This window comes from Kocuria carniphila (assembly GCF_004136555.1).
Classification (GTDB): domain Bacteria; phylum Actinomycetota; class Actinomycetes; order Actinomycetales; family Micrococcaceae; genus Kocuria; species Kocuria carniphila.
Genome location: NZ_NOIT01000010.1, coordinates 57466 through 76940, shown reverse-complemented (window position 1 = coordinate 76940; position 19475 = coordinate 57466). Strand labels below are relative to the sequence as shown.

The following is a 19475-nucleotide window of genomic DNA, read 5'->3' as shown; positions in this document are numbered from 1 at the left end:
CATGGACGTCATCCAGCGGTGCCGCCGTCCTACGTGATGGGTACAGACTCACAACACCGTGAGGATCACCGTGTCGCCGTCCTCGCGCTGATGAACCACGCGGTCCAGTGTCGAGCCCACGGGACGGTTCACCTCAACCGTGAAACCGAGTTCTTCGAGCGATTCCCTGGCTGAATCGACGTTCTGGCCCACCACGTTCGGGACCTGGTCCGGCGGGCTGTCCGTGGCCACGGTAAGGTCCACCGCTGTCCCTTCCTCGGCCTTGGAACCCTGCGATGGTTGTTGCTGCAACACCGTTCCGTCCGGCTGATCCGAGTACTGGGTCTGCACACCGCCCACGGTGAAGCCGGCCTGGCTGATCGCATTGCGGGCCTCGTCCAGGGTCATCCCCTCGAACATCGGCACGTCCAGCTGTGCGGGGCCCTCGGAGACCAACAACACCACTTGTTCGATACCGTGAACACGTGCGGACTCATCGGGGTCCGTGCCGATTACCGAACCCGCTGGAATCTGGGCATTGGTCATCGTGTGCACACCCACATTGCTGATCCCCGCCGCGCTGAGCGTGCGTTCGGCGTTGGCCACGGGGACACCGGATACATCCGGCACGGTACTGGCCGCCATTCCCGGGCCGGAGGCGAGCCACCACCCCAGGAAACCGGCCAAAGCCAACAGGAGTACGAATACCACGGAACCGATCGCCAGCTGCAGCGGCGAGGGCTGCGGGTTGAGTGTGACGCGCGGCTGCTCCGGGGTCCGGTGTGCGGTGGATCCGGCGGCGGTGATGGCCACGGTCTGGGTGGCGTCCAGATCGTAGGTCGGCAGAATTCCGGAAGCGGGAATCGCGCGCGTGGCCGCATTCCGAACCCCAGAACTAGAGATCGGCTCGGTCGACCGTGAATCCTGCGGCTGAGCCGACAGCACCGTGGTTTCTGCATCTCCCGAAAAATGCGCCTGACCGGACTGCGGCAATGATTGCGTCTCATCGGAAGCCGGAATCACATGGGTTGCCTGATTCAGCGACACCGGATCATTCACGGCCGGCAACGACCGATGAATGGCGAGGGCCAGATCCAGGAGGGCGGCGGCGTCGGCGGGACGGGCGTCCGGATTGCGGGCGGTGCAGCGCAGCACGAACTCGTCCAAACTGCCCGGGATGCCGGAGGAGATGCGACTCGGCGCGGGGACGTCGCGGCTGACGTGAGCGTTGGCGACTTGAAGGGCAGTGCCCGTATAGGGGCGTGACCCGGTGAGCATTTCGTAAGCCATGATGCCCAGCGCGTAGACATCGCAGCGTTGATCCACGGGTTCGTGGCCCACGAGCTCCGGGGCGGCGTACGCGACCGTGCCCAGGATGGTGCTCGTGGAGGTGTGTTCGTCCACGGCGCGCATCAGGCCGAAGTCTGCGACCTTGACGTCACCGCCGGTGGTCAGCAGGACGTTCTCGGGTTTGATGTCCCGGTGGACCATGCCCGAGCGGTGAGCCTGCGCCAGGCCGCGCAGTACCGGGACGAGCAGGTCCAGGGTGCGGCGGGCCGTCATGGGGGACTCGCGGGCGATCACGTGACGCAGGGTGGGGCCGTCCACGTATTCGAGTACCAGATAGACCACGCCGTCAGCGGTCTGGCCCTGGTCGAGCACGGCGACCACGTTTGGATGATGCAATCGTGCGGCGGACTTCGCCTCGCGCTGGGCGCGCTCCACGAACTTGGGATCGTCGGCGAAGTGCGGGTGAATGATCTTGAGCGCCACATTGCGGTCGAGTCGTTCGTCCAAGCCAACGTACACGGAGGCCGTTCCGCCCGTGGCCAATCGCCGCTGGATCCGGTATCGGTGGTCCAGCAGCGTGCCGGTCAGGCGATCGTGGGGGGAATGATCAGGCAAATCGCTTTTCCTGAGCGGTAACCGCTCGTACGTAGTCCTTGGTGTCCGAGAACAAACCATAGGTCTTCACGCCGTGCAGACCCTGATAGTAAGCCCCGATGCCCATGTGCTTGGACGGCGCCTTGTCCTGGAGTTCCTTGATGATGGCCACACCAGCGGTGATGTTGTCCTGCGTGTCCAGCAGGTCCAGATCGCGTCCGACCAGACTGGAAGCCCACTCGCCGGCGGACGGGATGACCTGCATGGTTCCCACGGCATCGGCGGGGGAGACCACGCCCTGCTGGAAACCCGACTCCTGGGCCGCATGGGCCAGCGCGAGCTTGGGGTCCACACCCATGGATTCCGCGGTCTCGCGGATCATCGACTGCACTGCCTGCTGGCTCGGGAGGTCGCGCCGCTGCAGTTCGGCGTGGTGCTTGTTCGCGGAATCCACCACGTGCTGGGGGTAGGTCCGACCGGCGAATGTATCGCCCACGGCGGGCTTCGAGGTCGCCTTCGGCGCCGCCGGCGCCTTGGTCTTGGGTGCGGGTTCGGGTGCCGACGCCGCCGCGGGCGCGTGAGCGGCGTCGTCGGCCTTGGGTGCGGCCTGAGAACCGGGAATCTTGAGGGCCTGTCCCGGACGGAGCAGCGAGGACGCGGTGAGGCCGTTGGCCTGCTGGAGTTCGAGCACGCTGACCCCGTGCTTGGCCGCGAGGTCCCAGATGGTGTCACCGGAGGCGATGGTGTGGCGAGCGGTCGGTGCCTTGGGCTCCGGGTTCTCGGCGGGCTCGGTCTGGGCGGGCTTGGTCTCCGAGGCCTTGTCCTGTTGACCCGGAATCGCGAGGCGGTCGCCCGGGCGCACCATGGCGTGGGCGGGAATCTTGTTCGCCTTCATCAACTCGGTGACCGTGACGCCGTGCTTGGTGGCCAGCGACCAGACCGAATCGCCGGCGGCCACGGTGATCTCACCCGGTGCCTGGGCGTGCTGGGAGGTGCCGGTGTTCTGGGGTGTCACGGGCGACTGCGCGTGTGCCGTGCCCAGGGTTCCGAGTGCTGACAGGGCGGCAAGTGCGGTGACTGCCGAACCTTTGGTGGCTCGACGGGCCCACGTGGAACGAGCGGACGGGCGATCTTCTGGCGGCTCAACCGGCATGTTCGTGCTTCCTGCCTAAGTACGAGAGTGAGGGGAAGGCCACCGACTCACGCGAGCCGTGACAGCGTGACCAGAGTACCCGACCCGATTGAGCGAGTTGAAGAACTGACCGCAACGGCCAACCGTGGCAAAGTATTGTCCGTGAATCCTTCATCCGATATCAGCGCCGAAACCTTTGCCGAACTCGACTCCCTGGTGGGGGAGTGGACCTACCTGCCGGACATCGCGGAAGCCTTGGACATCCAGATCACCAAGGTGCACCGCATGATGGATCAGGGTGAGTTCCTGGAAGTCCGCCGCCCCTCCGACGGCATTCGCGTGGTCCCTGCGGAGTTCATGGCCGAAGGTCAGCCGCTCAACGCTCTCAAGGGCACCATCGCCGTGCTGCGGGACGCCCGCTACACGGACGCCGAGGCCATCCGCTGGTTGTTCACCGCGGACGAGTCACTGCCGGGTCGGCCGGTGGACGCACTGCGCGAAGGTCGCAAGACCGAAGTACGACGCCGCGCCCAAGCCCTGGGCTGGTAGCCCTACCGGCTGCGCCGCACCGCGGCATCCGCGAGTGCGCGCAGCCCGGCGCGGGCCACCTCGTTCGTCGGGAGTGTCGCGAGCTGATGGTCCGCGGTGGTGACGAGTTCGCCGATCAGGCCCTCGGTGTGTCCCAGCGCCCCACTGGTCTCCATGAGCGTGCGCGCGCGCTGGATCTCGTCCTCCGTGAGGTCACTGCGGCCCAGGGTGGAGTCCAACCATTCAATGTCTTCTGCTGACCCGCCTTTGGCACACAATGCGACGAGTGCGGTGCGCTTGCCTTCGCGGATGTCGTCGCCGGCGGGTTTGCCGGTCGTTTCTGGGTTGCCGAACACTCCCAGAACGTCATCCCGCAACTGGAACGCCTCACCCACCGGCAACGCGAACGCCGAACAATGGGCCAAGAACTCCTCATCCGCACCGGCCAGGGCGGCACCTATCCGCACGGGGTGTTCCACCGAGTACTTGGCCGATTTGTAACGCAACACCGCCATTGCGCGAGTCAGTTGTTCTTCGGGATCTTCGGGCGTGGGGGCGACCTCCGCGTGCACGTCCAGGTACTGACCCACCATGACCTCGGTGCGCATCGTGTCGAAGATCGCGCGGCCGGCACGTTCGTAGTCCCGGGGGAGCAATGTGGAGGCCTGGGCGAACAGCTGCTCGGCAAAGGACAGGCTCATGTCACCGGTCAGGACGGCCGCGCTGATCCCGAAGTGGGCGGCGTCGTCGCGCCAGCCTTGTTGTGTGTGAACCCATTCGAAGTCCCGATGCACGCTGGGTTGCCCACGGCGGGTGTCCGAACGGTCCAAGATGTCGTCATGAATGAGGGCAGCGGACTGGAACAGTTCGAGCGACGCCGCCGCCCGCACCATGGCGGGCGCGAGTGTTTCGCCACCCGCGGCGCGCCAACCCCAGTAACTCAGCCTGGCTCGTAACCGCTTGCCGCCGGACGTGAGCCGCTGGATGGAATCCACCAACTGAGGGGCGTCCTGGGAAATCTGTGAGACGCGCTCGCGTTCCGCCGCGAAGAATTCAGCCAATAGCTCGTTGAGCGCCCGCGAGAACTGTGCGTCCTCGGCACCTGCTGCGGCTGCGGGGTCTGGCGTCTCGGTCATACGGCGGGCACCTCGTTGTCCTGGTGATGTGGTTGATGCTGCTCCCACCAGTGGCCAGGAGCACCGCTCCAGCCTAACGGGATGACAACCGCTCTGAACGTGTCGGTGCCCGTGCCTAGGCTGGGGACAACGGAAGAAGAATTGCTGGCCGCGCAGAGCGCTTTCACGGAATGAGGCCCCTGTGTGGCCGTTGAATGACCAGCACGAGTCACGGGGAGGGACGGTTTTCGGTGAACGACAGTCCGGTAACCCGGCCCACCCGCGGGCCCTCTCCTGAACAACTCGAGAAGTACCGCCGCTGCGCCATCCTGCACGTGGACATGGACATGTTCTACGTGGGTGTCGAATTGCTGCGGACACCCCAGCACCGAGGGAAACCGGTGATCGTGGCCGGATTGGGCCCGCGGTCCGTGGTGTTGTCGGCCTCGTACGAAGCGCGGAAGTTCGGTGTGAACTCCGCCATGCCGCTCGTACAAGCGCGCGCGGCGTGCCCGCACGCCGTGGTGCTGGAACCACACCGGGAGGACTACACCTATTATTCGGGTCTGGTCATGGGCATGTTCCGGGACATCACCGACCGTGTGGAGCAGCTCAGTGTGGACGAGGCCTTTTTGGATGTCTCGAGCGCCATTCGCCGGTTGGGGCCGCCCGCAGTGATTGCTCGGCGCATCCGTGCCGAGATCGAGAACAGCACCGGCCTGACCGCTTCGGTGGGGGTGGCCGAAACCAAGACCGTGGCCAAGATTGCCTCCGCCTACTGCAAGCCCAACGGGCTTCTCATCGTGGAGCCGCAGCACACCCTGGCTTTTCTGGGCCAATTGCCCGTCACCAAGCTGTGGGGAGTGGGTAAACGCACCGCGGCCATCCTTGAGGGTGCCGGGCTGAGCACGGTGGGAGACATCGCTCGGACACCCGTCACCAGGCTGCGATCGCTCGTGGGTGACGCCGCCGGCCACCACTTGCACCAGCTGGCCAACGGCCACGATCCACGTCCCGTCACCCCCGTGCGCGAGGAAAAGAGCCTGGGCGCAGAGCGGACCTTCGACAAGGACATCTCGGACACCGCCCAACTCAAGCGGGTTCTGCTGGGCCTGTCCCACGACACGGCCGCCCGATTGCGCCGACACGGATTGCGCGCGGAACGGGTGGGTCTCAAGCTGCGGTACTCGGACTTCTCGACCATTTCGCGCTCGCGGACTCTGAATCACCCGATCACGTCCGCCCATGACCTGTACACGGAGTCGGCAGCGCTCCTGGACCACCTCGGACCCAGAAAGCAATCGGTAAGGTTGCTGGGAGTTCGCGCTGAAAAACTGGCGGCCGCGGACCACGCTTTGCAGCTCAGTCTGGACGGCCGCGAGGAAGAATGGGGGGCCGCTGAGCAGGCCATGGACAGAGTTCACAGTCGCTTCGGTCCGGGAGTGGTCAGGCCCGCCAAGCTCCTTGATCCCACCGTGCCAAACCGGTCCGCAGGGGATATCCTTGATAACACGTGATGATCATTTGGGTTTCGCGGTCATCTTCATCTCTACACGCAGGAGGAATCGTGCCCCTTTCCGAGCACGAACAGCAACTTCTGGCGCAGCTTGAAAAGCAACTGCACCAAGAAGATCCGCGCTTCGCTTCCACCATGCAGCCGGAACCCACTCGTGGGCGTGGTTCCAAGCGCAACGTGGTGCTGGGCGTGGTGATTGCCGTGGTCGGTTTGGGTATTGTCCTCGCCGGTGTCGCCACCAACCTGATTCTCCTGGGTGTGCTGGGCTTCATCGTCATGGGGGTCGGCGTGTACGTCGCCATCATTCCGGCCAAGGGGGAGCGCGCAGGCTCCAGCTCCGCAGGACCCAAGAAGGGCGGCAGCCCCAAGTCCTCCTCCGGCTTCTTGCAGAACCTCGAACAGAAGTGGGACCAGCGCAATCAGGGTGGCGGAAACTAGTCCCTCCACTTTTCCCCCACTTTCCTCCCCACAACTTCATTTCTGGCTCCTCGGTCGCTGACCGGGGAGTTTTTCTTTTCCTCAAACCTGTCAGGAGCGGGACAGGTTCCCTGGAAACACGGGGAAGTGGAGTAGCTGCGTTGACGGTGGAGGTAAGTGGAGTAAAGTGGAGCGCGGTAGAGGAACGAGGGTGCAGTAGGACCCCCAAATCAAGGTGGTGGAGATGTTTCTCGGAACATACTCGCCGCGCCTTGATGAAAAGGCCCGGCTGATCCTCCCGGCCAAGTTTCGGGCTGAACTGGCGGACGGACTCGTACTGACTCGTGGGCAAGAGCGTTGCCTGTATGTGTTCAGTGAAGAGGAATTCGCACGTGTGCACGAACAAATGCGAGCGGCACCGCTGTCGTCCAAGCAGGCTCGGGATTACATCCGCGTTTTTCTGTCCGGTGCCTCGGACGAGGTTCCGGACAAGCAAGGTCGCGTGACCATTCCCGCGTCACTGCGCAGTTACGCCGGGCTCGGTAAAGAGCTCGCCGTGATCGGTGCGGGAAGTCGCGCGGAGATCTGGGACGCACAGGCATGGCAGCAGTACCTGGAGGAGAAGGAGGCAGCGTTCTCGGACACCGAAGAAGAGGTGATCCCCGGACTGTTCTGATTTCACCGCAGCTCACGCGCACCGGATACGAGATCTCCAGCCGCCCACGTCACCGTCCTGACTCGACTTCCCCCGAGTCAGGCCGGATTCGAGAGGCGAGTGGCGGAGGGGGATCTGGTAGCCGGACCGCGGAGGACCTTTGACCGTCAACCACGCGGGTGACAGCAACCAGGGCTGAACCCGGAACAGATCAGGAGCCCGAATGCAGGACACACCAGCAGAGCAGCGCCACGTACCGGTGCTGCTCGAGCGCTGTTTGGACCTTCTTGCACCCGGTTTCGAAACTGACTCACCAGTGGTTCTGGATGCCACCCTGGGAATGGGTGGGCACAGTGAGGCCATGCTCAAACGCTTCCCGAATCTCACGGTCGTGGGGATTGATCGGGATCCGCAGGCACTTGAACTCGCGGGGCGCCGATTGGCACCCTTCGGCGATCGGTTCCGGAGCATTCACACCACATACGAGAACATCGCCGATGCCGCAGCGGTGGCCGGTGTGGACGCGGTGGACGGTGTCCTCTTCGATCTGGGTGTTTCCTCGTTGCAGTTGGACGAACGCGAGCGTGGTTTCGCGTATTCGTTCGACGCACCACTCGACATGCGCATGGACTCCCAAGCGGAGTTCACCGCAGAAACGGTCGTCAACGAGTACAGCGAGGATGAATTGCGCACCATTTTGCGCAATTGGGGAGAGGAACGCTTTGCCCCGCGCATTGCGCGAGCCATAGTCGCCGCGCGCGCCGTGAAACCCCTCAAGACCACGGGTGAACTCGTGGACGTGGTCAAGTCCGCCGTGCCCATGAGTGCGCAACATAAAAAGGGGCATCCTGCCAAGCAAACTTTTCAAGCGTTACGCATTGAAGTTAATGAAGAGCTTGATGTTTTAACCCGGGCAATTCCTGCCGCGTTGAAAACTATTAGGGTCGGCGGGCGTGTCGTCGCTATGAGTTACCACTCGCTTGAGGACAAAATTGTGAAGCAGGAATTTGCGCGTGGAGCGCGGTCCACGGCACCCAAGGGATTCCCTGTGGAATTGCCGGAACATCAACCCACGCTCAAGGTTCTAACTCGCGGAGCTGAGAGGCCCAGCGACGAGGAAACCGCAACCAACCCCCGAGCGGCCTCGGCTCGGTTGCGGGCTGTAGAGAAGATTCGCACCACCATGAAGTCAGGGAGTACACGATGAGCAGCGCGGCTATGTCACATCCGGCGCCGTCATCGACCCCTCAGGAAGAGCTCCGCTCCGAACAATCGCGCACGCCGCTGTCGGTCGTCCCGCAGCGTCAGGTCCGTCGCAGCCGAGTCTCCACCGTAGTGATGTGCGCCATTGCCCTCGCGGCCGCGCTGATGGGCATCCTGTTCCTCAACATCCAGATCTCCTCGGGTCAGTACCGGCTCACCGAACTCACCATTCAGGAACGAGCTCTCTCCCAGGAGAACGAGGCGCTCACGCAGGACATCGAAGCCAACGCCGCTCCCCAGAACCTCGCCGCACGCGCCAACGACCTGGGCATGGTCCAGGCCAAGGACGTGGGAACCGTGGAATTGAGCACCGGTGCCGTTGCGGCGGCGTCGGGCGTGGCAGAAAAGGGGAACGCCCAGGACATCCTGGTGCCCCCGGCCAAGATGAAGGGCTCCGAAGCAGCGGAGAACGCCCGCGTGGCTGCCGAGGAACGCGCGGAAAAGCGCGCCAAGGAAGAGGCCGAGAAGAAGGCAGCCGACCGCAAGGCGCAGCAGAAGGCCCAGGAGAAGGAGAACCTCAACGGCGGTTCCATCCCGGCGCCTGCACAGCGCGAGCCCGGCCAGTAAACTATGCACTTCCGGCAACGGTGCCGGAACCACAGCCGCACCTTCGGAGGTAGCCCGCTACGCTGACTGCTAGGAATTGAGGATTCATCGTGTCATCACCCGCAACCGGAAACGCGTCCTGGCGACCCCGCTGGACGCGAGCGCAGGTGGGTATCGCCCTCTTGCTGGCGTTGCTGTTGGTGGTCGCGGGAAAGCTCTTCTGGGTGCAGGGGCTGGATCCCACCGGTCGCGCGGAAGCCGCGGCGGAGAGCCGCACCCAAACAGAGGTGATTCCGGCTGTACGCGGTGACATCAAGGACACGAACGGTGAAGTCCTGGCCCGCACCCTGCAGCGTTACGACATCACGGTGGATCAGACTGCAGTGGCGGCCTATACCCGCGTGAAGGAAGACCAATCCACCGAAGAGGTGACTCCCACCCAGGCGGTGTACGAGATCGCCGATGCACTCAGCCTCCCGGACACCGAGGTCAAGAACGCCCTGGACGGCGACAAGACCTTCAACTACGTGGCCCGTGGTGTGACCCCGGAGCAGTACGGCAAGATTCAGGACCTCAATCTCCCGTACGTGTTCGGTCAACCGACCTTCCAACGCAGCTACCCCAATGGCGCGGTGGGCGGGTCCATCGTGGGATTCCTGGGCGGCGACAACGAGGCCCTTGGCGGTATTGAGCAGACCCAGGACGACAAGCTGCGCGGCGTGAACGGCGAGCGTCGTTACGAAATTTCCGGTGACGGGGTGCGCATTCCCGTTGCCCCGCAAGAGTTGCAGTCACCGCAGGACGGCGCTGATGTTCAACTCTCGATGGACAGCGACGTCCAGTACTTCGCGCAACAGGCAGTGTCCGAACGCGCCGAGGAACTCAATGCTGAATGGGGCAGCGCCGTGGTGATGGACATCAAGTCCGGCAAGGTCCTGGCGATGGCGGACTCGTCCACGGTTGACCCCAACGTGCCCGGCGAGGCCGAAGGGGAGGACCTGGGCGTCCGCTCCGTGACACACGCGGTGGAGCCCGGTTCGACCCAGAAGATCCTGACCACCGCCGCCGTCATGGACCAGGGCATTGCCAATCCTGATACCGAGATCACGGTGCCTCCGCACCTGCAGATCGACTCGGAAAAGATCACGGACGCCTTTGATCACGGTACCCAGAACCGCACGGTGGCCGGGATCATCGCGGATTCCATGAACACGGGAACTGTGATCATGGGCTCCAAGATGGACAAGCAGACCCGCCACGATTACATGGCGGATTTCGGGGTTGGCCAGTCCACGGGCATCGAGCTCCCCGGTGAGACCTCCGGCATCCTGGCTCCCGCTGACGATTGGGATTTCCGCCAGCAATTCACCGTGCTGTTCGGCCAGGGCGTTTCACAGAGCCCGCTGCGCACGGCATCGATCTTCCAGGCGGTTGCCAACGACGGCGTGCTGATCGAACCTCGCCTCGTGGAGTCCACGGAGGAAGCCGACGGCTCGGTCACCACTCCCGAACAGCCGGAAGGCAAGCGAGTGGTCTCGCCCGAAGCAGCGCAGCAGACCATGGACGTCATGGAGACCGTGGTGACCGAGGGTGGCGCCAAGGAGGCAGCGGTTCCCGGTTACCGCGTGGGCGGCAAGACCGGTACCGCGGAGGCGCCCAGCGACCAGGGTGGCTACGACGGCTACACCACGTCGTTCGTGGGCGTGGCACCGATGGAAGATCCGCAGTACCTGGTGGCCGTGACACTCCAGCGCCCCGAGGGGGACGTCCACACTATTGGCGTCACGGAAACCTTCTCCACGATCATGGAACAGGTCCTGCACCACTACAACGTGCCTCCTTCTACGACGGATCCCGTGGAGATCCCCAAGGAAGTTCCGGACAATCTCGACCGCTCCGTGACTCCCACGAACGCGCTGGACCAAACGTGGCCTTCACCGGCTCGGGAAGAATCACAGGGATAAACTCGCAGCACCACCATATTTACCGGTACGTACCGGCCCCGGTGAGCGGGGTTCGCTCGCTACAGCTTTTTGAAGAGGACTTCCATGGTTGCATCTGCCGAACAGGGACGCGACGCGCAGTCGGTGCGTCCGTCCCGACCCGTGGCTCACACCGTTGAGCAGTTAGCTCATCTCACGGGCGCGCAGATCGTCACTTCACAGGGTGCCTCGGACGTCCCCGTCACGGGCGTGGTCCTGAATTCTCGGGAGATCCAGCCGGGGGACCTGTACTCGGCCCTTCCGGGTGCGCGGATGCACGGGGCACAATTTGCCGCCGACGCCGCCGCGTCCGGTGCCGTGGCCATTCTCACCGACGCCGCGGGCGCGGACCTTGTCGCGCAGGCAGCCGTGGACCTCCCCGTACTGGTGAGTGACGATCCGCGAGCGTGGACGGGTCGGATCGCCGCCGAGATCTACAACTCCCAGCCGGAGGACGGCAGCGCGCAGAAGTTGTTCGCGGTCACTGGAACCAACGGCAAAACCACCACCACGTACTTTCTGACCTCCATTCTGCGGGCCCTGGGGCACAGGACCGGGCTGATCGGGACCATCGAGATCCTGGCCGGAGACACCCCCATCCCCTCCAAGCTCACCACGCCCGAGGCGCCGCACGTCCACTCGTTGTTGTCGCTCATGCGCGAGCGCGGCATCGGCGCCACCGCCATGGAGGTCTCGTCCCACGCCCTGGAGTTCCACCGCGTGGACGGCGTCCGTTACAACGTGGCAGGGTTCACCAACCTCACCCAGGACCATTTGGATCTGCACGGTTCCATGGAGGCCTACTTCGAGGTCAAGGCCCAGTTGTTCACCGCCGAGCGGGCGGAGCGCGCCGTCGTTCTGTTGACCGAAGGTGATCAATGGGGAGAAGCAATGGCCCGCCGAGCCCGCGAGAACCTGGGCTCGGAACACGTCACCTCGGTTGCGCTGCGCGGCAATATCGGGGACGACGCCCACGCGGGCCCCGAACGCTCCGGAGCCGACTGGACCCTGAACTCCCTGACCCGCCGAGGAATCGGTCACGCGTTCACCCTGCAGCACCGCGACGGCCGCCAGCTGTCGGTCTCCACGGCGCTGCCGGGCGACTTCAACGTGGCCAACGCGGCCCTGGCCGTCCTCATGGTGTTGGACTCCGGGGTGGACCTGGACACCCTGCAGAAGGCGCTCGATGAACACGATCCTTTGACCACGGACGTCCCCGGTCGCATGCAGCTGATGGGCACTCGCCCCACATCGGTCGTGGATTTCGCACACAACCCGGATGCCATGGTCCGAGCTCTGCAGTCCGTGGAACCCACCGAAGAAGGTGGCCGCACGATCATCGTGTTCGGTGCCACCGGACGCCGCGACACCACCAAGCGACCCATCATGGGGCGGATCGCCGCGGAGGGTGCGGACATCGTGATCGTGACCGATGACGACCCCCACGACGAAGATCCCGCACCCATTCGCGAACAGGTGGCCCAGGGCGCACGCGAGGCCCAAGAGCGCGGAGCACGTGCCGCTGAGGTGCACGTGATCGCCCCGCGCGAGGTAGCCATTCACACGGCGGTCCGCATGGCCCGACCGGAGGATTCCATCATTCTGGCAGGGCGCGGCCACGAAGTTTTCCAAGATCTCAACGGCGTGGCACATCCGCTGGATGACCGCGTGGAGCTCAGGGCGGCGCTGGATGCGCTGCACTCGGGCCGTAAGGAGCAGAAATGATTTCCCTGTCCGCCACTCAGGTGGCGCAAGCCACCGGAGGCCGCCTGGTCGGTGTCCAGAACGCTGAGTCCGTGGTGATCTCGTCCGTCACCACGGACTCCCGCGAGGTCACTCACGGGACGCTGTTCGTGGCTAAACCCGGTGAGGCCACGGACGGGCACAAGTTCGTACCCCAGGCGGCCCAGGCCGGTGCCGTGCTCAACCTGCTCGAGCGCGAGGTGACCAACGACGCGGGGGAGCCTTACCCCGGTGTGGTCGTGCCCGACGTCGTCGAGGCCATGGGCGCTCTCGCGAGCAACGTGATCGACCGGCTGCGAGAGAAGCACCCGGTGACCGTGGTCGCAGTGACGGGCTCGGTGGGGAAGACCACCACCAAGGACCTGCTGGCCGGAATCTTCGGATCCCAGGGTCCGACCGTGGCGCCGCGCAATTCCTACAACGGTGAGGTGGGCGTCCCGCTCACCGTGTTCACCGCGCACGAGGACACCCGGTACTTCGTGATTGAAATGGGCGCAAATCACCTGGGCAATATTGAATACCTGTGCAACATGGTGCACCCGGATGTCGGCGCCGTGCTGTGCGTGGGAACCGCGCACGCCGGTGAGTTCGGCGGCGTCGAGAACATTGCGCGCACCAAGGGCGAAATGGTCGAGGGTCTCGCCCCGAACGGCACCGCTGTGCTCAACGACGACGATCCCCGTGTACGGGAGATGCGCACCCGCACCCAGGCCAACATCGTGTCCTTCGGCCTCGGGTCTGAGCCGAACGCGCCCGAGCACGGCGACGACCGGGTCTGGGCTGAGGACGTGACGGTGGGCGCGGACGGGTGCCCGCGTTTCACCCTGCATCTGCCCGATGGTTCCGCGCATGAGATCGAGTCCAAACTCATCGGCGCGCATCACGTGTCAAACATTCTGGCGGCCGCGTCCGTCGCCTTCGCTGCAGGGATCGAGCCGCAGGCCATCGTGGCCGGTCTCAACGGCCAGGGTGCGCAGTCGCGCTGGCGCATGGAACGCACCGAGCGCCCGGACGGCGTGACCGTGATCAACGACGCTTACAACGCCAACCCGCAGTCCATGCGCGCTGCACTGCAGACCCTCGCGCAAATGGGGCGTGGCGACGGACAGACCGCACCGCGTCGAACCGTGGCCGTTCTGGGCGGGATGTACGAACTCGGAGACGAGTCCGTGGCGGCCCACGACGCACTGGGCCAGCTGCTGGTCCGCATGAACATTTCACACGTGGTGGCCGTGGGCGACCTGGCACGCCCCATTTTCACCGCGGCTACCCTTGAAGGTTCCTGGGGGGACGAAGCCCAGTGGGTGGCCACCGCGGAGGAAGCGGAGGATCATCTGAAGGGCGCATTGCAACCCGGTGACATCGTGCTTTTCAAATCCTCCAACGCCGCAGGACTCAACCATCTGGGGGATCGCGTGGCAGCCGAGGGGTCCGACCAAACGGCCTCCACCCATGAAACGACCAACGGCAAGGGGAACGAGCCCGCATGATTCAGTTGCTCATGGCTTCGGGGCTGGGCCTCGTCTTTTCGATCTTCGGCACCCCCGCGCTCATCAAGATGTTGGCCCGCCGCGGGTACGGTCAATACATCCGCGACGACGGGCCCACTAGCCACCAGACCAAACGCGGCACGCCCACCATGGGTGGTGTGGCCATTCTGCTGTCCGTGGTGGCCGCTTATCTGGTGACCCATGTGGTCAGCATGTTGGCCTGGCCAGAAAACGGCGGCGTCACGCTGTCCGGAGTCCTTGCCCTCGGGCTCATGCTCGGCATGGGTCTGGTGGGGTTCCTGGACGATTACAAGAAGATCGCCAAGAAGCAGAACTTGGGTCTCACGGCCGCCGGGAAGATGATCCTGCAGGGAACCATCGGCGTGGCCTTTGCCGTGCTCGTGCTGTTCTTCCCGGACGAGGCGGGCAACACCCCCGCATCCACCGCCATCTCGTGGACCCGCGACACCAATGTCGATCTCGCCTTTGCCGGGCCGATCATCGGGGCCATCCTGTTCGTGATCTGGGTGAACCTCATCGCGACCGGTACCACCAACGCGGTGAACCTCACCGACGGCCTGGACGGACTGGCGACCGGCGCCTCCATCCTGGTGTTCAGCGGCTACATGCTCATTGCCCTGTGGCAGTCCGGCCACCTGTGCGAGAACGTGAACCAGGCGGCCTGCTACGAGGTGCGCGACCCCATGGACCTCGCCATCGTTGCCGCGGCCCTGGTGGGCGCGCTGATCGGTTTCCTGTGGTGGAACACCTCACCCGCCAAGATCTTCATGGGCGATACCGGTTCGCTGGGACTCGGTGGCGCGTTGGCCGCGTTCGCCGTGCTGTCCCGGACCGAACTGTTGCTCATCCTGATCGCCGGTCTGTTCGTGGTCATCACGTTGTCCGTGATCATGCAGGTGGGCTACTTCAAACTGTCCGGCGGAAAGCGCATCTTCAAGATGGCCCCGCTGCAGCACCACTTCGAACTCAAGGGCTGGCAGGAAGTCACCATCGTGGTTCGGTTCTGGATCATTGCCGGATTGTTCGTGGCCGCGGCACTGGGTGTGTTCTACGGTGACTGGTTGATTCACAACGGAGGGGCTTTCCCCGGAGCTGAGGCACTTCGATGATTCACGCGAGTAATGACAACCCAGTGCTCGATAACCCGCGGCTAGCCGGGCTGACCAGCTGGGACGCCGACTGGCGCGGCCTTCGAGTGGTCGTGGCCGGCATCGGCGTCTCGGGATTCGCGGCCGCGGACACCCTCATCGAACTCGGCGCGCGCGTCGTCGTACTGGACGGCAACGACACCGCACGCAACCGACAGCGCGCCGACACACTGCGCATCGTGGGGGCCCTGGACGTCAACCTCGGCCAGGACGCCATGACATTCGTTCCCGACGTCGCGGGGGACCGCCCCGACGTGATCGTCACCTCTCCGGGTTTCCCGCCCACCCATCCGTTGCTCGTCGCCGCTCGTGAAGAGGGCATCCAAATCTGGGGTGACGTGGAACTGGCATGGCGGGTGCGGGAACGCGAAGGCCGCAAGACCGCCGAATGGGTGTGCATCACCGGCACCAACGGCAAGACCACCACGGTGGGAATGACCGCATCCATCCTCCAGGCCGCGGGCCTCAAGGCGATCGCGGTAGGAAACGTGGGAACGCCCATTCTGGATGCATTGCGCGATCCGGTCGAATACGACGTCCTGGCCGTGGAGCTCTCGAGTTTCCAGCTGCACTGGACCCACTCGATGGCGCCTTTGGCGTCCGTGGTGCTCAACCTGGCCCAGGATCATGTGGACTGGCACGAGGGATACGAGAACTACGTGGCGGACAAGTCCCGCGTCTACGAGAACACCCGGGTCGCGTGCGTGTTCAACGTGGAGCAAGAGGGCTCCGTCGGGCTCGTGGAGGAAGCGGATGTGCAGGAAGGTTGCCGCGCCATCGGCTTCACGACCGGCACCCCGGATCTGTCGATGGTGGGTGTGGTGGACGACCTGCTGGTGGACCGGGCCTTCGTGGCGGATCGGAAGAACACCGCCGCCGAGCTGGGCACCGTTGCCGACACGGGAGCGCTGCCCACCCGGCACGTGGTCGCCAACGCTCTGGCCGCCGCAGCCCTGGCACGCGCGGCCGGTGTCGCTCCGGAGGCTGTCCGAGAGGGGCTGCTCGCCTTCCAGCCCGGTGACCACCGAATCCAGTTGGTGGCCGAGTCCGACGGCGTTCGCTGGGTCAACGATTCCAAGGCCACCAATCCGCACGCCGCCCAGGCGTCACTGTCCGCCTTCGACTCGGTCATCTGGATCGCCGGTGGGCTGTCCAAGGGCGTGAGCTACGACCAGCTCATCGAACGCAATGCCTCTCGTCTGCACACGGTGATCCTGATCGGCACCGACAACCAGGCGCTGCTGGACGCGCTGGAACGCCACGCGCCCGAGGTGGCCGTCGTGGCGACGTCGGGCCCCGACGCGCTCGATCCTGCCGCCGATCCCACGGACGGCCACGCCGCCATGCACGCCGCCGTGCAACAGGCGCGGAAGCTCGCGAATCCGAAAGACACCGTGCTCATGGCACCGGCGGCCGCGTCGATGGACCAATTTCAGGACTACGCGGACCGCGGAGATGCCTTTGTGAACGGCGTACGCGAGGAACTGGGACTCTGATGGCGACATCCCCTGGCCGAGGCTCCAACACGACCCGCAACGGCGCGGTAGCCGATCACCCGAAGGGAACTTACTCAACGGTGACCCGCCCGGGCCCCGGCGTACGTGACGAGGATCTGGGTGTGGTGCGGGCCAGCGGCGGGGGAGGGCGTCCCCTGACCAGCAAACTGCGCCACCTATGGCACCAGCTGGTGGACGGGCCCTTGTTCCACTCCTACTGGGCTCTCGCGGGCACCGTGATCATGCTGACCGCGATCGGCATGATGATGGTGTTGTCCGCCTCTGCGGTCGAGGCCATTGCCGAGGACAGTTCCGCCTATTTCCTCTTCCAACGCCAAGCCATGTTCGGCGTGGTCGGACTGATCGTGATGATTGGTTTGTCGTTCGTTCCCGCGTGGCTCTTCAGAAAGTTCGCGTGGGGGCTGTGGGGGCTGGGTGTCGGGCTGCTGCTCCTGGTTTTCACTCCGTTGGGTGAGGAGGTCAACGGCAACCGCAACTGGCTGAGCCTGGGCGGTCTGACCCTGCAGCCTTCCGAAGCCGCGAAATTAGCCCTGTGCGTGTGGTTGGCCGCGCAGTTCGCGAAACAGGGTGACGAGGTTAAGGACTGGAGGAAGGCCCTGTGGCCCTCGGCCATCGGCTTCCTGGTACCCACCGGCCTGGTTGCGGCCGGCGGTGACATGGGCACCGCCATCGTGTTCGTGCTGATCTATGCGGCGGGGCTCTTCTTTGCCGGTGCGCCGCTCAAAATTTTTGCCGGGGCAGCCGCCGTGGGCGTTGTGCTCGGCGTGGGCGCCATCATCACCGCCCCGCACCGCGTGGACCGCATCACGGGCTGGCTGTTCGGTGAATGCGGTGCCACCGATGCGTGCTGGCAGGCCGAGCAGGGACTGAACGCGCTGGCCACCGGTGGCTGGTGGGGCGTGGGCCTGGGCCAGTCGCGACTCAAGTACAACTACGTTCCCGAGGCTCACAACGACTACATCTTCTCGATCATCGGAGAAGAACTCGGCCTGCTCGGTACCGCGATCATCCTGTTGCTCTTCGCGATCATCGTGGTTGCCATGGCCCGCATCATCCTGCGCACCCGCAGCATTTTCGTCCGAATCACCACGGCGTGTGTTGCCACCTGGATCGTCGGTCAAGCCTTTGTGAATCTCGGCATGGTCACCGGGTTGCTCCCCGTGATCGGTATTCCGTTGCCTTTCATCAGCTACGGTGGTTCGGCCTTGCTGATCAGCTTGGCCGCGGTGGGCGTGGTCATGTCCTTCGCCCGCGTGCCACGGTCGGTCGAGGTGGGAGACAAGTCCGCGATCCTGGATCGGCAGGAGGCCCACGAGGTCTCCGGTGACGGGGACCCGCGGCGTCGGGGGCCACAATGGTTGCGACGTATGACTTCGCAGGGTGGAAAGGCACATGATGACCAGTGAACCGCTGAACAACGCCGAGGCCACGGTGAACGTGATGCTCGCCGGTGGTGGCACCGCGGGCCACGTGAGCCCTTTGCTCGCCATCGCGCACGCCATTCGGGACGCCGACCCTACGGCCTCCGTGTGCGCTGTGGGAACGGCGTCGGGTATGGAAACCCGGCTGGTTCCGGCCGCAGGCGTGCCCCTTGAACTCATTGAGCGGGTACCGCTGCCGCGCCGCCCCTCAGCAGATCTGCTGCGGCTACCGGCACGGCTTAACCGGGCGGTTCAGCAGGCCGGTCGGATTCTCGACTCCCAGCAAGCGGACGTGGTGGTGGGCGTCGGCGGCTACGTGTGCACGCCCGTGTACCTAGCCGCTGCGCGGCGTCGAATTCCCGTGATCATCCACGAGGCCAACGCGCGGCCCGGACTCGCCAATCGAGTGGGAGCCCGCTTCGCGTCCGTGGTGGCCACGGCCTTCGCCGACACCCCCCTCAAAGGGGCTGTTGCCGTGGGGATGCCCATGCGCCAGGAGATCGCCCAGCTCGACCGGGGCGCCCTGCGTGCCCGGGCGCGTGAAGACCTCGGACTGGATCCGGACCTGCCCACCGTGGTGGTGACCGGAGGTTCCTCCGGAGCGCAATCCATGAACCGTACCGTGGCCAAGATCGCGCATGAAGTGGCCGAACAGGGCTATCAACTCTTGCACGTGACCGGGCGCACCAAGGAGGTCCGCACCGACAAGGGTGAACTGCTGCGGGCACCGGGTTATGTGCAGACCGAATACGTGGACGGCATGGAGAAGGTGTACGCCGCGGCGGACCTGTTGGTCGCCCGAGCCGGAGCGGCCACGGTGTGTGAAGTTGCCGCCGTGGGGCTCCCGGCAGTGTTCGTCCCCTTGCCGATCGGTAACGGTGAACAGGCTCTCAACGCCCGGTCGCTGGTAGCGGCCGGGGGAGCGGAACTCGTCAAGGATTCCGATTTCACCCCGCAGTACTACCGGGACACGGTCGCCGCGCTCGTGACCGACGCGCCCCGTCTAGCGAACATGGCTCAGGCCTCAGCGGCCCACGGCATCCGCAATGCGGCCCAGACGATGGCGCGGTTGGTCCTGGAGCACGCAGCACGCCGTTAAGGTTAGTCACCGACCACTC

Annotated in this window: 16 protein-coding genes; 13 read left to right on the top strand and 3 right to left on the bottom strand. The window is 64.9% G+C overall.

Features of this window, described 5'->3' with window-relative positions; genetic code table 11:
- Positions 1-48 precede the first annotated feature (48 nt).
- A complete protein-coding gene (pknB, locus tag EWV37_RS08750) occupies positions 49-1884 on the bottom strand; it encodes a Stk1 family PASTA domain-containing Ser/Thr kinase (protein WP_238663179.1) in 1836 nt (611 codons plus the stop codon).
- Positions 1877-3016: a LysM peptidoglycan-binding domain-containing protein gene (locus EWV37_RS08745; RefSeq protein WP_129701074.1), complete on the bottom strand. Its 1140-nt coding sequence runs from the start codon at positions 3014-3016 to the stop codon at positions 1877-1879. Before EWV37_RS08745 ends, pknB begins: the two co-directional genes overlap by 8 nt.
- A gap of 135 nt (positions 3017-3151) precedes the next feature.
- Between EWV37_RS08745 and EWV37_RS08740 the strand changes: the two genes are divergently transcribed.
- Positions 3152-3544 carry an Rv2175c family DNA-binding protein gene (locus EWV37_RS08740; RefSeq protein WP_129701178.1) on the top strand — a complete coding sequence of 131 codons (393 nt, stop codon included), beginning with the start codon at positions 3152-3154 and terminating at the stop codon, positions 3542-3544.
- A 2-nt stretch (positions 3545-3546) separates the two neighbouring features.
- Here the strand turns inward: EWV37_RS08740 and EWV37_RS08735 are convergent, their stop codons facing one another.
- Complete coding sequence (locus EWV37_RS08735; protein WP_129701072.1) at positions 3547-4659, bottom strand: polyprenyl synthetase family protein; 1113 nt, start codon at positions 4657-4659, stop codon at positions 3547-3549.
- 230 nt (positions 4660-4889) lie between these two features.
- Here EWV37_RS08735 and dinB point away from each other — a divergent pair, with 230 nt between their 5' ends.
- The 12 genes from dinB (at position 4890) to murG (ending at position 19456) form a co-directional block, all read left to right on the top strand.
- Positions 4890-6155, top strand: a complete 1266-nt coding sequence (gene dinB, locus EWV37_RS08730) for a DNA polymerase IV (protein WP_238663178.1) — start codon at positions 4890-4892, stop codon at positions 6153-6155.
- A gap of 50 nt (positions 6156-6205) precedes the next feature.
- A complete protein-coding gene (locus EWV37_RS08725; RefSeq protein WP_129701068.1) occupies positions 6206-6592 on the top strand; it encodes a DUF3040 domain-containing protein in 387 nt (128 codons plus the stop codon).
- 223 nt (positions 6593-6815) lie between these two features.
- Positions 6816-7247, top strand: a complete 432-nt coding sequence (gene mraZ, locus EWV37_RS08720; RefSeq protein ID WP_129701066.1) for a division/cell wall cluster transcriptional repressor MraZ — start codon at positions 6816-6818, stop codon at positions 7245-7247.
- A gap of 202 nt (positions 7248-7449) precedes the next feature.
- Positions 7450-8433 (top strand): 16S rRNA (cytosine(1402)-N(4))-methyltransferase RsmH, encoded by a 984-nt coding sequence (rsmH, locus tag EWV37_RS08715; RefSeq protein ID WP_129701064.1) that lies wholly within the window; start codon positions 7450-7452, stop codon positions 8431-8433.
- Positions 8430-9056, top strand: a complete 627-nt coding sequence (gene ftsL / locus EWV37_RS08710; RefSeq protein WP_238663177.1) for a cell division protein FtsL — start codon at positions 8430-8432, stop codon at positions 9054-9056. The genes rsmH and ftsL overlap by 4 nt, the downstream gene beginning before the upstream one ends.
- 89 nt (positions 9057-9145) lie before the next feature.
- Positions 9146-10999 (top strand): peptidoglycan D,D-transpeptidase FtsI family protein, encoded by a 1854-nt coding sequence (locus EWV37_RS08705; protein ID WP_095798390.1) that lies wholly within the window; start codon positions 9146-9148, stop codon positions 10997-10999.
- Between the two features lie 84 nt (positions 11000-11083).
- Complete coding sequence (locus tag EWV37_RS08700) at positions 11084-12742, top strand: UDP-N-acetylmuramoyl-L-alanyl-D-glutamate--2,6-diaminopimelate ligase (RefSeq protein ID WP_129701062.1); 1659 nt, start codon at positions 11084-11086, stop codon at positions 12740-12742.
- The gene (locus EWV37_RS08695; RefSeq protein WP_095798392.1) at positions 12739-14250 is read left to right on the top strand and encodes a UDP-N-acetylmuramoyl-tripeptide--D-alanyl-D-alanine ligase; all 1512 of its coding nucleotides are present in this window, start codon (positions 12739-12741) and stop codon (positions 14248-14250) included. Before EWV37_RS08700 ends, EWV37_RS08695 begins: the two co-directional genes overlap by 4 nt.
- Positions 14247-15380, top strand: coding sequence for a phospho-N-acetylmuramoyl-pentapeptide-transferase (gene mraY / locus EWV37_RS08690; protein WP_095798393.1), 1134 nt, complete (start codon positions 14247-14249; stop codon positions 15378-15380). The genes EWV37_RS08695 and mraY overlap by 4 nt, the downstream gene beginning before the upstream one ends.
- Positions 15377-16915 carry a UDP-N-acetylmuramoyl-L-alanine--D-glutamate ligase gene (gene murD / locus EWV37_RS08685; RefSeq protein ID WP_095798394.1) on the top strand — a complete coding sequence of 513 codons (1539 nt, stop codon included), beginning with the start codon at positions 15377-15379 and terminating at the stop codon, positions 16913-16915. Before mraY ends, murD begins: the two co-directional genes overlap by 4 nt.
- Entirely contained in the window at positions 16915-18342 is a 1428-nt protein-coding gene (ftsW, locus tag EWV37_RS08680) for a putative lipid II flippase FtsW (RefSeq protein WP_129701060.1), read from the top strand. Before murD ends, ftsW begins: the two co-directional genes overlap by 1 nt.
- A complete protein-coding gene (gene murG, locus EWV37_RS08675; RefSeq protein ID WP_129701174.1) occupies positions 18332-19456 on the top strand; it encodes an undecaprenyldiphospho-muramoylpentapeptide beta-N-acetylglucosaminyltransferase in 1125 nt (374 codons plus the stop codon). The genes ftsW and murG overlap by 11 nt, the downstream gene beginning before the upstream one ends.
- Positions 19457-19475 lie beyond the last annotated feature (19 nt).

Excerpts from the sequence above, each read along its gene's own strand:
- EWV37_RS08745 (WP_129701074.1), bottom strand. The coding sequence starts at position 3,016 with ATGCCGGTTGAGCCGCCAGAAGATCGCCCGTCCGCTCGTTCCACGTGG.
- EWV37_RS08735 (WP_129701072.1), bottom strand. The coding sequence starts at position 4,659 with ATGACCGAGACGCCAGACCCCGCAGCCGCAGCAGGTGCCGAGGACGCA.
- mraZ (WP_129701066.1), top strand. The coding sequence starts at position 6,816 with ATGTTTCTCGGAACATACTCGCCGCGCCTTGATGAAAAGGCCCGGCTG.
- rsmH (WP_129701064.1), top strand. The coding sequence starts at position 7,450 with ATGCAGGACACACCAGCAGAGCAGCGCCACGTACCGGTGCTGCTCGAG.
- ftsL (WP_238663177.1), top strand. The coding sequence starts at position 8,430 with ATGAGCAGCGCGGCTATGTCACATCCGGCGCCGTCATCGACCCCTCAG.
- EWV37_RS08700 (WP_129701062.1), top strand. The coding sequence starts at position 11,084 with ATGGTTGCATCTGCCGAACAGGGACGCGACGCGCAGTCGGTGCGTCCG.
- EWV37_RS08695 (WP_095798392.1), top strand. The coding sequence starts at position 12,739 with ATGATTTCCCTGTCCGCCACTCAGGTGGCGCAAGCCACCGGAGGCCGC.
- mraY (WP_095798393.1), top strand. The coding sequence starts at position 14,247 with ATGATTCAGTTGCTCATGGCTTCGGGGCTGGGCCTCGTCTTTTCGATC.
- murD (WP_095798394.1), top strand. The coding sequence starts at position 15,377 with ATGATTCACGCGAGTAATGACAACCCAGTGCTCGATAACCCGCGGCTA.
- ftsW (WP_129701060.1), top strand. The coding sequence starts at position 16,915 with ATGGCGACATCCCCTGGCCGAGGCTCCAACACGACCCGCAACGGCGCG.
- murG (WP_129701174.1), top strand. The coding sequence starts at position 18,332 with ATGACCAGTGAACCGCTGAACAACGCCGAGGCCACGGTGAACGTGATG.